This is a genomic window from Marinobacter zhanjiangensis (assembly GCF_014651935.1).
Taxonomy (GTDB): domain Bacteria; phylum Pseudomonadota; class Gammaproteobacteria; order Pseudomonadales; family Oleiphilaceae; genus Marinobacter; species Marinobacter zhanjiangensis.
This window is the reverse complement of sequence record NZ_BMXV01000003.1, coordinates 393,100-408,138: the sequence shown is the minus strand read 5'-3', so window position 1 is coordinate 408,138 and position 15,039 is coordinate 393,100. Positions and strand designations below refer to the sequence as shown.

General features: G+C 58.9%; 11 protein-coding genes and 1 tRNA gene. 5 read left to right on the top strand and 7 right to left on the bottom strand.

What is annotated here, in order from left to right; genetic code table 11:
• Positions 1–111: 111 nt before the first annotated feature.
• From IE079_RS08570 to IE079_RS08560, 3 genes are all read right to left on the bottom strand, one after another.
• Complete coding sequence (locus IE079_RS08570; protein ID WP_189575418.1) at positions 112–1,701, bottom strand: BCCT family transporter; 1,590 nt, start codon at positions 1,699–1,701, stop codon at positions 112–114.
• A 457-nt stretch (positions 1,702–2,158) separates the two neighbouring features.
• Positions 2,159–3,751 (bottom strand): BCCT family transporter, encoded by a 1,593-nt coding sequence (locus tag IE079_RS08565; protein WP_189575416.1) that lies wholly within the window; start codon positions 3,749–3,751, stop codon positions 2,159–2,161.
• Positions 3,752–3,961: 210 nt separating this feature from the next.
• Positions 3,962–5,590, bottom strand: a complete 1,629-nt coding sequence (locus tag IE079_RS08560; RefSeq protein ID WP_227712414.1) for an FMN-binding glutamate synthase family protein — start codon at positions 5,588–5,590, stop codon at positions 3,962–3,964.
• A gap of 266 nt (positions 5,591–5,856) precedes the next feature.
• Between IE079_RS08560 and IE079_RS08555 the strand changes: the two genes are divergently transcribed.
• The 5 genes from IE079_RS08555 to IE079_RS08535 all read left to right on the top strand — a co-directional run bounded on the left by IE079_RS08555 (position 5,857) and on the right by IE079_RS08535 (position 10,596).
• Positions 5,857–5,933, top strand: a tRNA-Pro gene (locus IE079_RS08555).
• 127 nt (positions 5,934–6,060) lie between these two features.
• On the top strand, positions 6,061–6,753 hold the full coding sequence (locus IE079_RS08550) for a TetR/AcrR family transcriptional regulator (RefSeq protein WP_189575412.1): 693 nt from the start codon (positions 6,061–6,063) through the stop codon (positions 6,751–6,753).
• Positions 6,754–6,965: 212 nt separating this feature from the next.
• Positions 6,966–8,690: a class I adenylate-forming enzyme family protein gene (locus IE079_RS08545; RefSeq protein ID WP_227712391.1), complete on the top strand. Its 1,725-nt coding sequence runs from the start codon at positions 6,966–6,968 to the stop codon at positions 8,688–8,690.
• 106 nt (positions 8,691–8,796) lie between these two features.
• Entirely contained in the window at positions 8,797–10,041 is a 1,245-nt protein-coding gene (locus IE079_RS08540) for an acyl-CoA dehydrogenase family protein (RefSeq protein ID WP_189575640.1), read from the top strand.
• 174 nt (positions 10,042–10,215) lie between these two features.
• Positions 10,216–10,596 (top strand): rhodanese-like domain-containing protein, encoded by a 381-nt coding sequence (locus tag IE079_RS08535; protein WP_189575410.1) that lies wholly within the window; start codon positions 10,216–10,218, stop codon positions 10,594–10,596.
• Positions 10,597–10,660: 64 nt separating this feature from the next.
• Here the strand turns inward: IE079_RS08535 and IE079_RS08530 are convergent, their stop codons facing one another.
• From IE079_RS08530 to IE079_RS08515, 4 genes are read right to left on the bottom strand one after another with little or no spacing between them, the layout of a single operon-like run.
• Positions 10,661–11,293 (bottom strand): tetratricopeptide repeat protein, encoded by a 633-nt coding sequence (locus IE079_RS08530; RefSeq protein WP_189575408.1) that lies wholly within the window; start codon positions 11,291–11,293, stop codon positions 10,661–10,663.
• Positions 11,290–12,072: an SDR family oxidoreductase gene (locus IE079_RS08525; RefSeq protein WP_189575406.1), complete on the bottom strand. Its 783-nt coding sequence runs from the start codon at positions 12,070–12,072 to the stop codon at positions 11,290–11,292. The genes IE079_RS08530 and IE079_RS08525 overlap by 4 nt, the downstream gene beginning before the upstream one ends.
• Positions 12,059–14,251, bottom strand: coding sequence for an AMP-binding protein (locus IE079_RS08520; RefSeq protein WP_189575404.1), 2,193 nt, complete (start codon positions 14,249–14,251; stop codon positions 12,059–12,061). The genes IE079_RS08525 and IE079_RS08520 overlap by 14 nt, the downstream gene beginning before the upstream one ends.
• Positions 14,235–14,954: a thermostable hemolysin gene (locus tag IE079_RS08515; protein WP_189575403.1), complete on the bottom strand. Its 720-nt coding sequence runs from the start codon at positions 14,952–14,954 to the stop codon at positions 14,235–14,237. The genes IE079_RS08520 and IE079_RS08515 overlap by 17 nt, the downstream gene beginning before the upstream one ends.
• Between the last annotated feature and the right edge of the window lie 85 nt (positions 14,955–15,039).

Below are 15,039 nucleotides of genomic sequence, written 5' to 3'. Positions count from 1 at the left end.
CCAACGGCGTCGGGACCCTGCGCAGATTCACGCCGCCCAAAGCCGTCACTGGCAGGTATTCAGATACAAAAAAACCGGAGCCGAAGCTCCGGTTTTTCTGGTCATGCAGCGTTACATCCTGCCTTCCGAAATCAACAGCTCGCGTTCGTGGCTGAGCCCCTTGAACAGGCCCCAGCACATCACCAACAGAATCGCAGTAAATGGCAGGCCAGCAATAATCGCGGAAGCCTGGACGGCACCCAGCGCATCGGCGCCCCCACCAAAGATCAGCGCAGCGGCGATGGCACCCTCCATCACCACCCAGAACACACGCTGTGCCGTGGGCGCATCGGTCTTGCCGCCAGCGGTGATGCTGTCGATCACCAATGAGCCAGAGTCCGATGAGGTCACGAAGAACACCAGCACCAGAATGATCGCAAGGAACGAGATGATATTGGTCAACGGCAGACCCTCGAACATCTGGAACATGGCCAGGGATGAGTCGGTCAGGCCATCCTGGCCAAGAGTGCCAATGCCAGCCTTGACCTGCTCCAGGGCTGTGCCGCCGAAGCCGCTCATCCAGACCACGGTAATCAGGGTCGGAATCATAAGTACCGCGATAATGAATTCGCGAACCGTACGTCCACTGGAAACACGGGCGATAAACATGCCGACGAACGGCGACCAGGAAATCCACCAGGCCCAGTAGAACACGGTCCAGCCGTGAAACCAGGTTTCATCTTCGCGACCAAACGGATTGCTCAGGGGCACCGCCTGGGTTACGTAAGTGGACGACGTCGTCCAGACATAACCGAGAATCTCCATGGTGGGTCCAGCGAAAATAATGAAAAACAGCAGGATTCCCGCCAGGATCATGTTGATATTACTGAGCATTTTGACGCCACCGTCAAGGCCCCGCAGGACCGAGATCAGCGCCACGAAGGTAACACCGGTAATGATCGCCATCTGCACATTGACGCCCGCCGATATGCCAAACAGGTAGTCCAGCCCTGAAGCGGCCTGCTGGGCACCAAAACCAAGCGAGGTCGCCAGACCGAAAATGGTTGCCACAACCGCCAGGGTATCGATGATGTGCCCGGGCCAGCCCCAGACGCGGTCACGCAGCAGCGGGAAAAAGGCTGACCGGATAGTCAGTGGCATGCCCTTGTTGAAGGCAAAGAACGCCAGCGACAGGGCAACCACCGAGTAGACCGCCCACGGATGAAGTCCCCAGTGATACATGGTGGCGCCCATGGCCATACGCGACGCTTCCGGCGTATTCGGCTCGGTATTCAGGGGGGTGCCGAACCAGTCAGTATAGTAGGCAACAGGCTCAGCCACCGCCCAATACATCAGGCCGATGCCCATGCCGGCAGCAAACAGCATGGCAAACCATGACAGGGTGGAGAATTCCGGCTTGGCGTCCGGTCCGCCCAGGCGGATCTTGCCCACTGGCATGAACACCAGTGCAATACAGAACACCACGAAGATGTTCGCACTGAGCACAAAGAACCAGTCAAAGTAATCAAGGACTGCAGCTTTGGTCGCGTCCATAAGCGACTTCGCTTCGCCGGGGAACATCAGCGTGCCCACTACGAAAACGACCACCAGGATCGCCGTAATAGGAAACACGGGTGCGTGCAGGTCCAGGCCAAAAGGCGTGACATTGTCCTGGCCAGCCACATAGTCAGTCTGGTACTCGTCTTTGACAACCTCGCCCACTGTGGAGCCTCCCATAGACTGTGACTTTATCGAATTAAGGGCCCCACCGGGCCCCTCACCATTGCGTTGACGCAATCTTATTGTTTTGAACTCTAAGAATCAAAGGTGACCGCCACATCAGGCGTCAGTATCCGGGTCTTGAACCGATCCCCCGTCAGAGGCCGTACGGCGGGCATCGGGACGGAGATTCACCTTGCAGCATAGTACAGGGTTGGACAGACATCCTTTTTCTTTGTGGCCACTTCCATCACAGAACGGCTTCTTCCTTTTTCCAGGAATACCCTGCCCTCCTTGCCGGGCGGGAATCCTATCCTGTTCCAGACCTCATCCAGCCGAACCAACGCCTCGGCGATTCCCGTACCCGCCCATACCGGTGGCCCGTCGCAATAACGCAGAAGGGCCCCTCGTTGAGGGGCCCTTCTGTCATTCTTTTACTACTTTCCAGACGGTGTTGCTGCTACATCTTGCCCTCGGCAATCAACAACCTGCGTTCATGGTGGAGACCTTTGAACAGGCTGTAACACATTGCCAGCAGCACAAAGGTAAAGGGCAGCCCCACACTCACTGCGCCGGACTGCAAGGCATTCAATGCCTGGTCACCGCCGACGAAAAGAAGCACACCGGCGATGGCACCTTCGCTGACGGCCCAGAAAACACGCTGCGATTTCGGCGCATCAATCTTGCCACCGGAAGTGATGCTGTCGATCACCAGTGAACCTGAGTCAGAGGACGTTACAAAGAACACCAGCACCAGAACAATCCCGACAAATGAAGCAATGCTTCCCAGCGGGATATTTTCCAGCATCTGGAACATGGCCAGGGACACTTCAGTGAGCCCTTCGGACGAAAGCGCACCGACCTGATTCTGAATCTGGTCAAGGGCGTTGCCACCGAAAACACTCATCCAGACCACTGTGATCAGCGTGGGAACCAGCAACACTGCCGTGACAAATTCACGCACCGTACGGCCCTTCGAGACACGAGCAATGAACATACCCACAAACGGTGACCAGGAAATCCACCAGGCCCAATAAAACACGGTCCAGCCGTGGAACCAGGTGGTGTCTTCATCCCGGCCGAACGGATTGCTCAGTGCCAGCATATTGGTTGCATAGGAAGCAGTGGTATCCCACAGCGTCTGCAGAAAGGCCATTGTGGAACCTGCAAACATCACAAAGAGAAGCAGCACGGCAGCAATAACCATGTTGGTGTTACTGAGCAGTTTTACGCCGCCATGAATGCCTCGCATAACGGACACGGTTGCAATGGCGGTTACGCCAACGATAACCGCAAGCTGAACGTTCAGGCCACCACCAATCCCGAACAGATAGTTCAGACCGGAAGCTGCTTGCTGTGCGCCCAGCCCCAGCGACGTGGCCAACCCGAATATGGTCGCCAGAACAGCCATGATATCGATGACATTACCGGGCCAGCCCCACACCTTATCGCCCAGAATCGGAAAGAATGCGGAACGGATGGTCAGCGGCAGGTTCTTGTTGTACGTAAAGAACGCCAGCGAGAGGCCAACAACGGCATAGATTGCCCAGGGGTGCAGACCCCAGTGATACATGGTGGCACCCATGGCCAGCCTGGCTCCTTCCTGGGTATTCGGCTCAACCCCCAGGGGTGTGCCGTACCAGTCAGTGAAGTAAGCCACCGGTTCGGCAACGGCCCAGAACATCAGGCCAATGCCCATACCGGCTGCAAACAGCATGGCAAACCAGGACAGCAGGGAAAACTCGGGCTTGGCGTCAACGCCGCCAATCCGGATCTTGCCCACAGGCATGAAAATCAGTGCCAGAGCAAAAAGCACAAAGAGGTTTGCACTGAGCAGGAAGCCCCAGTCAAAAATAGCGATGGCGCCATTCTTCGCCCCATTAAGCCACTCCCCCGAAACCGAGGGGAAAACCAGGGTTCCTATAACAAACGCGAGGATCAGTACCGCCGTTACGGGGAACACAATGTTATGCATATCGAAACCGAACCTGGCGACGTTGTCCTGCCCCACCACGTAATCGGTTTGATAGTCATCTTTAAGGTCCTTGCCCACTATGGAGTCTCCTTTAGCTATGAACTGTGACAGCCGGCCTTTGGCCAGCTGCCAGGACATGACACGAGCGCAATGCTATTGCTTTGAACTCTAAGAATCAAAATTTCAGCACAATTTCTATTGAAGCATCACCTACTCGAGAACGCCAAGCGTGCGTGCGAAAACCGCGAAGCCCGGACGATGACCGGCTCCCCTGGCCAGGAGCCGGGCTCAATGAATCTTGGTTTCCCGTAGTTTAATAATGAAGCTGGGCGGATCAAAGCTGTCCGCGCGGGCATCATCCCAGTATTTGTCGAATACCGAGTGGTGGGTTTCTCCCCCTGATACAAGCACCCCTGGCTCGAGAAACGGGTACAGATCCATATACGAATGCACGGTGGTCTTGCTGACCCGCCGCACAATATGTTCCGGGCCCAGCTCTGAGGGATGCTTCAGGCCGGCGGCGCCAAGCAGATTCGCCAGTGCGTCCATGGTGTTGCGATGGAAATTGGCCACCCGAACACTCTTGTCCGCCACATCCAGCTTGCTGCTCCGCACACCATCCTGGGTAGCCACACCACTGGGGCACCTCCCTGTATGGCAGTTCAATGCCTGAATACAGCCCAGGGCAAACATATAGCCCCGTGCAGCGTTGCACCAGTCGGCTCCCAGGGCCAGGATGCGCGCAATATTGAATGCCGAGGTAATCTTGCCCGCAGCGCCGATGGCAATATGCTCACGGAGGTTGGCCCCCACCAGGGAGTTGTGCACCAGCAACAGGGCCTCGATCAGCGGCATGCCCAGACGATTGATGAATTCCAGGGGGGCTGCCCCGGTACCACCCTCACCGCCGTCCACCACGATAAAGTCCGGGTGCCGCCCGGTTTCCAGCATCGCCTTGACGATGGCGAACCACTCCCAGGGGTGGCCAATGGCCAGCTTGAACCCCACCGGCTTGCCACCGGAAAGCTCTCGCAAACGGTCAACAAACTCCAGCAACTCCAGCGGCGTGGAAAAGGCCGAATGACGCGGTGGCGAAACCACATCCTCGCCCACCGGGACACCTCTTGCCTCTGCGATTTCCGGCGTCACCTTGGCGCCGGGAAGGATGCCCCCGTGTCCCGGCTTGGCGCCCTGGGACAGCTTGAGCTCGATCATTTTCACCTGATCGAGTGTGGCGTTCTCCACAAACTTCTCTTCGCTGAATGAGCCATCCTCATTGCGGCACCCGAAATACCCGGAACCAATCTCCCACACCAGGTCACCCCCGGGCTCCCGATGGTAGCGTGAGATAGAACCCTCCCCCGTGTCGTGGTAAAAGCCGCCGGTTTTTGCTCCCTCGTTAAGGGACAGAATGGCGTTGGCGGAGAGGGAGCCGAAGCTCATGGCGGAAATATTGAACACGCTGGCGCTGTAGGGCTTCTCCCGCCCCGCTCCGATGGTGATGCGAAAATCGGAGTCCTTGATATCCAGGGGCCGGATCGAATGGTCCATCCACTCAAACCCTTCACCGGCCATATCCAGCTGGGAGCCAAAGGGCCGCTTGTCCAGCACGTTCTTTGCCCGCTGGTAGACGATGGTGCGCTGTTCCCGGGAAAAAGGTCGCTCATCGGTATCTGACTGGATGAAGTACTGGCGTATTTCCGGGCCAATGGACTCCAGGAAATAGCGAACATGGGCAAGAATCGGATAGTTCCGGCTGACCGTGTGCCGCCGCTGGAGGATATCCCACAGCCCCAGCACCACCAGCGCCAGCGCGACCACCCCCAGCAACAGAAACCCGGGAGCCCAGAACGCCAGGGGCACTGAAATCAACAACCCGATAACACTCAATATGAATGCGCTGTAACGCAGCGGCATGGACCAGCGGGTAATCTTCAAGAGCAAACTCCGAATGGGGTTTCGCAAGGAAATATGGTTTATTATCATCGGATTCTACAGCTCAATACGAAAATGTCATGGATCGGGATGAGTCAGAAGAAATTTCCACCAGCGGCCTGTCACAGAGTGTTTATTTTTCAGAATGGCTAGTGTAGACTTCGCTCCCGCTAAGCCAGTGAGAGAAATTGAACTGGCCCGGAAACCACGGGAGCCCGGCTCCTGAGCACGGTTATCCGGATGCGAATCGGGGCGTGGCGCAGCTTGGTAGCGCACTTGCATGGGGTGCAAGGGGTCGCAGGTTCAAATCCTGCCGTCCCGACCAATTCGAAATCAGAAAAGGCCAATCCTTCGGGGTTGGCCTTTTTTGGTTTCAGGGGTACTGTCTGTGCTAGGCTGACAACTGTCAGGATTCAGCAACAACACCTGAAATGCTCGCTAACAGGTATCCCATGAATAATAAAAAAACCGACAAGAGCGCCGTAAGCAAGCTCCCCGAAGAACTGATCGAAGCCCCGGTTGACGGTATTCAGAACACCTCACTGGTGGAGCACCGTCGTGACCAGATCTGTGATGCCGCCCTGGAACTTTTCCTGCAAAAGGGGTTTGCCTCCACCACGATTCGCGATATCTGTGCGCGCTCCGGGGTCAATCAGGCCAGCATCTATGACTACATCGCCAACAAGAACGATATTCTGCGGCGACTTCTGAACAAACTCTGGTTCCGCTCCGGGGCCCCGAATCTCGATGAACTACTGGACGAACAGGGCGACAGCACAAGCTTTGAACAACTGGTTGCACGGTACCTGTCGGAATCCTGGGGCAAGAAACGAAAGGGCACCCTGCTGGCCTACCGCACCGTGCCCCACCTGCAAAAGGCAGATCGCAAGGCCATGCGCAGACGGGATGAAATGGTCATCCAGGCTCTGGCGGACAAACTCCGTATCCGCACTGAACTGCCGGAGGGGGACTATCGGGTCGAAGTCATAGCCAACCTGATCATCTATCTCGCCGGCTTCGGCCCGATGCGCGACTGGCTCCACCAGGACCTGGAACCGGAACAGATCGTTGGTACTGTCGCCGCCGGCATCAACGCCATGGTTGAGCACCTGGAGGCAACCTCACCGACACAGCTTTCCGAATAGCGAGCAACAGACCTTCGATCAGGATACTCCAAACACCATGGAGGCTGAATGCAAACCCGACGGCCATCAGTGATAAATCACGCCCGTCCCAGCCCGACACCGGTCATGTAGTCTTCCCCCCGTTATAAATCTTGACAGGAGGGCCGCAGGCGCCTTAGCGTTACCTGACAAGCGTCAGGATAATAACCGACAACAGACCGGGTACCCCCATCATGACCTCCACCAGCACCCAGATGGATCTGACGTCTGAACCATCCCCCATGTCGAGAGACGACGCCATAGCGCACATTCTCAGAACGGACCCTAGATTCGAAATCGTTGACACCACCCTCTGGGGTAATCCGTTCACCGTTTTTGCCAGGGCTCCGGACAATCTGCGAACGCTGTTGCAGGAAGCCGTGGCCAGCTACCCGCAAAGGGAGCTTCTGGTGTATGGCCAGGAACGGTGGACCGTCGAGGAATTCGCATCCGCGGTGAACCGGACAGCCCACATACTGGTGACGGAACTGTCCGTTCAGCCTGGCGACCGTGTTGCCCTGGCCATGCGCAATTACCCTGAAATGCCCATCCTGTTGATGGCCATCGTGTCTGTGGGTGCGGTAGTGGTGCCGTTGAACGCCTGGTGGACCGGGGAAGAGCTGGCTTTCGCCGTCAGCGACAGCGATGTTCATACGGTGTTCGCCGATGGTGACCGGTACCGGGCACTGAGCACCCACGTCGACGACGGCTCTGTCACCCTGGTGGCGATTCGCGACGCTTCCGGGCCAGTCCACTACTCTGACCTGCTCAGCCGCTGTGCCAGCGAACATTGGCCGGACATCCCGGTTGCCCCGGACGACGATTTCGCGGTGATGTATTCATCGGGCTCTTCCGGGCGCCCCAAAGGCGTCATACTCACCCATCGCGGCGCCATTTCCTCGGTGCACTCCTGGAAGATGGGCAAGGAAGTCGCCGCGCTCATGGATCCACAGGCGGCAGCAGAGCAGGCAGAGTTGCCGGCGTTCCTGATCGTAACGCCGCTGTTCCATGTGACCGCCCTGCACTCGGTTTTTCTGCAGGGCCTGGCCCTGGGCGCCAAGCTGGTGCTGATGTACAAATGGAACGCCGAAGAAGCGGCAACCCTGATCCAGCGTGAACAGGTTACCCGCTTTGTCGGCGTTCCCACCCAGTCCGCCGAGTTGATCAGTGCCGCTGAAAAACTCGATATTTCCCTGGACTCACTGGAAACCATTGGTGCGGGCGGTGCCAAGCGGCCGGCCAGCCAGGTTCTGCAACTCGCCGGCCAGTTCCCGAAAGCCAGTATTGCCACTGGCTGGGGTATGACCGAGACCAATTCCCTGGGAATACTGCTGTCCGGGCCCGAATACGTGGAGCATCCCGACGCTGCCGGCCGGCTTACCCCGCCCCTGCAGGAAATGAAAATAGTGGATGCCAATGGTGATCAGGTGCCCACCGGCGAAGTGGGCGAACTGACAGTCCGTAGCCCGGCGAACATGCGGGGTTATCTGAACCTGCCCGAAGAAACCCGAGCCACCCTGAAGAACGGCTGGCTGTATACCGGCGACCTGGCCCGGGTGGATGAATCCGGCCTGGTCTATATCTTGGACCGGAAGAAAAGCATCATTATCCGCGGCGGGGAGAACATCTCCTGCCTGGAAGTGGAAGGCGCCCTGCACCAGCATCCGGCCATTGCCGAAGCCTGCGTTTTCCCCGTGCCAGATGATCGCCTGGGTGAAACCGTGGGAGCTGCCGTTTACCTGCATGAGGGCAGTGACACTGATCAGACGGATATCAGCGACTTTCTGAAGCAACGACTGGCAACCTTCAAGGTACCGGATCGAATCTGGTTCTGGCACGCCCCTTTGCCAAGGGGCGGAACCGACAAGCTTGACCGCAAGACCTTACAGCGGCTCTGCCAGAATCTGGACGAAGAATAACAGCCGGCAAACCTTCGCCTGACTGAATACACCCCCGAAACCCGAGTCTGGAAGCTCACTACAATAAGGAGAACCCCCTGTGGACAGCATTACCACACCAGCAGAAATGAACGACCTCACCATGTCGGAAAAATCCCGGCCCTTGCTCGAGGCGGTCAAGCAACATATCCGGGACAACGTCGATCCCATCCTGGAAGAATTCGAACGCCTTGGTGAAGGCCGTGCGGACCGCTTCAGCTACGTCGACGGTCAGCTTGAGCTGCTCGAGGGCGCCAAGCAGAAAGCCAAGGAAGCGGGCCTGTGGAATTTTTTCCTGCCCAACGCCGAAACCGGTGAAGGCCTGTCCAACCTCGACTACGCCTATCTGGCGGTGGAACTGGGCAAGAACCCCCTGGCCTCGGAGACCCTCAACTGCTCCGCGCCAGACACCGGCAACATGGAAGTACTGGAGAGGGTCGGTACCCCCGAGCAGAAAGAGCAATGGCTGAAACCCCTGCTGGAGGGCAAGATCCGCTCCTGCTTCGGCATGACCGAGCCCCATGTGGCTTCCTCCGACGCCCGCAATATCGAAACCAGCGCGGTGCTGGACGGCGACGAGTGGGTCATCAACGGCGAGAAATACTACATTTCCGGCGCCGGCGACCCCCGCTGCAAGATCATGATCTGCATGGTCAAGACCAGCCCGGATGCCGAGGCCTGGCGCCAGCAGTCCCAGATCCTGGTACCCATGGACGCGCCGGGTCTGACCGTGGTCGGCCCCATGCACGTGTTCGGCCACGACGACGCACCCCATGGCCACATGCACATCAAGCTCGACAATGTGCGGGTTCCGAAAGAGAACATCCTGTGGGGTGAAGGCCGCGGCTTCGAGATTTCACAGCTGCGGCTGGGCCCGGGTCGCATACACCACTGCATGCGTTCCATCGGCGCCGCCGAGAAAGCGCTGGATATGATGATCGAACGCGGCCAGAGCCGGGAAGCCTTCGGTCGCCCGATTCTGGACCTGGGCAAGAACATGGAAACCATCTCCCGCGCGCGGATCGAGATCGAAGCCATGCGCATGATGGTCCTCAAGGCCGCCAAGGCCATGGACGTGCTTGGCAACAAGGAAGCCCGTGTCTGGGTGTCCATGGTGAAGGCCATGGTGCCGGAAAAGGTCTGCAAGATTATCGACGAAGCTATCCAGATCCACGGCGCCACCGGCGTCAGCCAGTGGTCAGCACTGCCTGACATGTATACCAAGCAGCGCACCCTGAGACTGGCAGACGGGCCGGATGAGGTGCACCACAATGTGGTGGCCCGCGCCGAGGTCAAGTCCTATAACCAGGACCCACACCGCCGCCTTCGGTAACGCCACCCACATCGCCCCCGGCCATGATTGCCGGGGGCTATCGGCTCTCGACGATATTGTCGTAGCCTGTCACCATCGGCCGGATATGGAATACCTTACCATTATTAACAGCTGTAACCGGGGCGCTGTCAGCGTTACCGGATCAGCCCCCCCTCCAACAAAGGACGCTTTATCATGAAAACCGCACACGACCTGGTTGAGGCCGCCAGATCAGAGATCACGGAAGTACCTCTGGACCAGTCCGACGACGCCATCCGCAAGGCCGATCTGCTGATCGACGTCCGGGAGCCGGAGGAATACCATGCCGGGCATATTCGCGGGGCTATCAATGTTCCCCGGGGTCTGCTGGAGTTCAAGCTCAGCAATGATCCGGTACTGGAAAACCGGGGGCTGAACCTGGTGATCTACTGCAAGAACAGCGGCCGCTCGGCGCTTTCAGCCAAAGTCATGAAAGAAATGGGCTACATCCACGTACAGTCGATCGCGGGTGGAATGGACGCCTGGGAAGCGGCGGATATGCCCCTGGTGAAACCGGAACTGCCAGATTTCGACTGATCACCTCTGCCATGCTGTCGCGACCCTGAGTACGGGTGGCGGTCGTTTGAGGTCAGAATGGCCGTCAGCGGGCCGAGACCAGTCTGTCCAGCCGCTCACGCGCCTCCTGTCGCCGACCTTCGTCCGCCAGAGCCCTTCCGGGACGATCCGGTGCTGACAGTGCACGCTCAAGATACTGGCGGGCCCTTTCGTCTTCCCCCTGCTCTATCAGATAGTCCGCAAAAAAGAAATTGGGATCGATGCCATCCGGGTTGATGACCAGTGCCTTCTGCAGGTAACGGCGCGCCTTGTCGTCATCACCGAACCCGATAGGCCAGCCCGGCACCTGGTAGTACAAGCTGCCCAGGGACGTATAGGCAGAGCCTTCCAGCGCCTTGTCGTCAATTTCAAGAGCATGCTCCAGTTGCCGGCGGGCGTCCTTCACCAGCCCCAGGGCCCCCAGTCCGCCTTTCTCGCCGGCCCAGGTACTCAGTACGATTGCTCGCCAGATGTGGGACTCGGCCCGTTTCGGGTACTGTTCAGTGAACGCTTCGGTCTGTTCGGCCAGCTTTTCGAAGGCCTTTTCCCTGTCGTCCGCAGGAAGGCGATACTGGATTTCGGCCCAGCGTTGCTGGATAACGGCCAGATCGGTTTCCAGGGAGCCCGCTACGGCAGGCAATGCGAGCAGCGATACAAGCAGCACAGTGACCCATTTCATGAGGATACTCCTGAATTCAGATAGCGCCGGATCACCGGCAATTGTTTGATGATTGCCCGGTCCACCAGCCTTGGCAGAACCGCGTTCAGCACCACAAACAGCCTCTCCGGCCAGCCGATAAAACAGCGTCGCTGATCCCGGTTCATGGCTCGGACAATATTCGCAGCCACCTGTTGCGGTGGGTCCATGGCATTTCCCAGCGCCTGATTCAGCTGGTCCACGGCATTCGGGTTCATGGCGGTACGAGTTGCCCGTGGTGCCACATAGATCACGTCGACCGGAGTATCCGCCAATTCCCTCCGAAGTGCCTCGGTTAAGCCACGGAGACCAAACTTGGTCGCGCAGTAGGCGGTGTAACCCGGATAACCAATGCTGCCAAAGGTGGAACCAACAAAAACCAGCGCCCCGCCGTCGAGCGCCGTGAACATGGGCACGAAATGGCGGGCCACCAGCATGGCACTGCGAAGATTGACTGCCAGCTGGCCATCGATGTCAGACACCGACGACTGCTGGATAGCCGAAAACTGATTCTGGCCGGCACAGTGGATAACGCCGTACAGGTCGGGCCAGGTCTCGGTAATAGCCAGCAATTGCCGGTCGAGGTCGTCAGCCGCCAGGTCGAGCTTCACGCCGGCAACACCCTCCGGAAGGCGGGCGCTCTCCGGGTTTCGCGTTGCGACCAACAGCCGGGCGCCCTCGGCCAGCAGCTGTCCGATCAGCTCACGGCCGATGCCGCCCGTGCCGCCAATGAGCAGGAAACGACGGTCACGCAACTGCATGGCTTGAGGCCTCCGTCGCTGACTCCGCCACTTCCGGCAAAGGGACACCATGGAGCATATCTCCGTACAGTCGGTAGACCACCCTCGCCGACTCGATAATGGCCTGTTGATCGCCGGGGTCGGTGATGCCATTCATCAGGTCGCGGAAGAACTCGAAGTGGTCCTTGTCCAGCTCACCGTGGGAATACAGGTAGCTGAAGGCCTGATCCGGCAAGCCCAGTGAGGCCTGAATCTGGCTGGCCAATGGCGTGGCCAGTTCAATGGAGGTGCCTTCAAGTACCTGCACCATGCCGAAGAAGGCGGCGGGGTTGCCCCGGTCGACCTGGTGATAGAGATAGGCCACCATCAGTTCAATCGACAGGTCCGGTCGACTGTGCCGGCGTTCTTCCCGGTCCAGACCACAGGCCTCAAGATCGTTCAGTATCCACTCATGATGTCCGTATTCCTCTTCGATGTACTCCACCAGCGACTCGCGGACCGATTCCAGCCGGTCCGGCAGCCGCCCTCCGCAGGCCATCATCAGGGGTACCGTGTGTTTGACGTGATGAAACGCCTGGGTCAGAAACCAGGTGTAACTCTCCACGCTTACCTGCCCCTGCTGCACGGCCTTAATAACTGGAGCACTGGTGACATGGGCACGCGCCTCGGCGGTTTCCGCCTGTAGTTGGTCAAAAAAAGCCATGGGATGTTCTCCTGTTGATTCGGGATAAATAGGATGACTGCCAGCCATCAGCAGCGGCAGGTCGAGCTGGAGGCGATCCCGCACGGGCCGGCCGTTTGCGGTCAGGTGGCCGGCGGCTGCGGACAGGGGTTGCTCGAGGCCGTACACCACCTCCAGCCTGGCGTAATCGGGAAGACGCTGATTGAGTTGATAAAGCGCCGACGCGGTATCAGTTCCAGACTCATCAGGTGGAAGGAACACGAGTGCCGACAGAGAAGGCTCACCATCGCCGAAGACCACCGCCTGCCGGGCACCCAACGTCTGAATCAATTCGGCTTCCAGCCATTCGGGGCTGATGTTGCGTCCGAAACTGGTGATCAGCAGGTTCCTGGAACGGCCATCAACCCGTAGAAAGCCATCGCCAGACAATTCACCCAGATCGCCGGTATCCAGCCACTCATCCGTTGTGTCCGCCTGCATCCCTGCATCAGGGCTGCTCTCGTCCAGATACCCAAGGTGGGTATTGCCCCGCACCAAGATGTGGCGGCGGTCATCCACCCGCACTTGCACATGCTTCAGGGGGCGGCCACCGCAACCGACCCGGTCATCACCGGGAGTATTCAGGGCCACCACCGAGCCGCATTCAGACAGGCCATAACCCTCATACAGGGGCAGCCCGAGCGCCCGCCCCCGGCTCAGCATTTCCGGGACGACCTTGCCACCCCCCACGGCCAGGAAACGATACTGATCCGTTTCCAACAGCCCCGCGCCAGCGGCTTCGACCAGCAGCCGGGCCAGCTCCGGCACCAGAATCAGGGACTCGGGCTGCCACCGGTTCAGCGCCCCGATCAGGGACCAGGGATCCACGCCACTACTGCCCGAGAGTCCGAGTGAGCCCGTGGGTTCAACCCGCACTGTGGCGCCCATCAGCAATGGCAGATACACACCAGCGATGTTCTCCAACAGCGTCGCAAGGGGCAGAATGCACAGATGACGGGCCGGACCAACCGGTGTCAGTTTTTCCCGAAGTGCGTCAACCGTTGCCAGTAGCTGTGCCTGAGACAGGCAGACGCCTCTGGGCGTACCGGTGCTACCAGAAGTGAAGGTGATTTTTGCGGTGCCGGACGGCAAGGAGATGCGATTGTCCTGCTTTTCCAGAACGCTGAGCCAGACACCATCTCCCAGATGCTCCCGCTCCGTATTCTGTTCCGACCACATGAGGGCCTGCAGCCCGGCGGTAACAACCAGATAGTCGGTCTGGGCTGCGGAAAAGAACACCGGCACCGGCACGCAAACCACATCCGCCAGCAGACTGGCCAGGTCGGTAATCACCCAGGCCAGAGAGTTATCGCCGCACAGGCCAATGCGTTGCAGCCCACGTTGTTCGAGCACAGCGGCCAGCCTTTCAGCCGCGTCCAGCAGTTGCCGGAAGCTGAGTTGCCGGTCGCCCGATATCAGGGCCGGGGCATCCGGGTGGGCCGAAACCGCCGCCCATAACTCTTCAGGCAATGTAGCCATAACGCCCCTCCATGCTTCGGCTGGTCGCCGTGTGCTGTGGTTTGTCGGTAGGCACCAGTGCCACCCTGTCCATCAGCCGTCGGGAACGGAGGCCGCTCAAGCCACCGGGAACATTCATGGCCATGACCCCGGGATGGTGTTGGTAATAACATCCCCAGCCTTCTCCCCCATCCGCCAGGCGTTCCGGTCGCGCGCTGCCCAGATCCACCACGTCGATGCCCATGCGTTGAAACCCGTTACGCAACTGGCCCGTGCCGGTGCAGACCACCCAGTTCATCTGATGCTGCTCCAGCCAGAGCGCCATTGCGGCAAACAGCAGACGACTCACCCCAGCCTCAACACCTGCCAGATGGGCGATCTCGATCACGGTCTGACGATGGCAGTTCGGGTCAGGCAGGCAGTGCTCCACTGGATGGTCCAGGTAGTCTTCAAGAAACAGACGCTCCGATGCCGCCCGCCGTACACCGACGGCGGCCAGCAAGGTGCCATGCGCAGTAGTCAGTGCCATCAGAGGAGGCGGCTGGATATCCGGACGCGCGCCGTAGGCCTGAAGGAAACGGCGTCGAATAAAGTCCGTAACACGTTCAGCTGCGGCAGTACCCGGGTGGACCTGACACAGCCAGTGATCGCCACATCGAACCACCGGCGTCACCTCCGCGGAAGCGGGATTCACACTGGTGGACATAATCAACGGATCGTTCATAAGCTATCTCCCTGTTACCACGAGACATTAGGGAAACAGCCTTAATCCCGCCTTAAAGAAACCCGCGAGTTTTCTTAAGCCGCGC

Bases quoted from the DNA above. Each gene is read 5' to 3' on its own strand.
- IE079_RS08535 (WP_189575410.1), top strand. From the start codon at position 10,216: ATGAAAACCGCACACGACCTGGTTGAGGCCGCCAGATCAGAGATCACG.
- IE079_RS08515 (WP_189575403.1), bottom strand. From the start codon at position 14,954: ATGAACGATCCGTTGATTATGTCCACCAGTGTGAATCCCGCTTCCGCG.
- IE079_RS08540 (WP_189575640.1), top strand. From the start codon at position 8,797: ATGAACGACCTCACCATGTCGGAAAAATCCCGGCCCTTGCTCGAGGCG.
- IE079_RS08530 (WP_189575408.1), bottom strand. From the start codon at position 11,293: ATGAAATGGGTCACTGTGCTGCTTGTATCGCTGCTCGCATTGCCTGCC.
- IE079_RS08545 (WP_227712391.1), top strand. From the start codon at position 6,966: ATGACCTCCACCAGCACCCAGATGGATCTGACGTCTGAACCATCCCCC.
- IE079_RS08520 (WP_189575404.1), bottom strand. From the start codon at position 14,251: ATGGCTACATTGCCTGAAGAGTTATGGGCGGCGGTTTCGGCCCACCCG.
- IE079_RS08550 (WP_189575412.1), top strand. From the start codon at position 6,061: ATGAATAATAAAAAAACCGACAAGAGCGCCGTAAGCAAGCTCCCCGAA.
- IE079_RS08560 (WP_227712414.1), bottom strand. From the start codon at position 5,590: ATGCCGCTGCGTTACAGCGCATTCATATTGAGTGTTATCGGGTTGTTG.
- IE079_RS08525 (WP_189575406.1), bottom strand. From the start codon at position 12,072: ATGCAGTTGCGTGACCGTCGTTTCCTGCTCATTGGCGGCACGGGCGGC.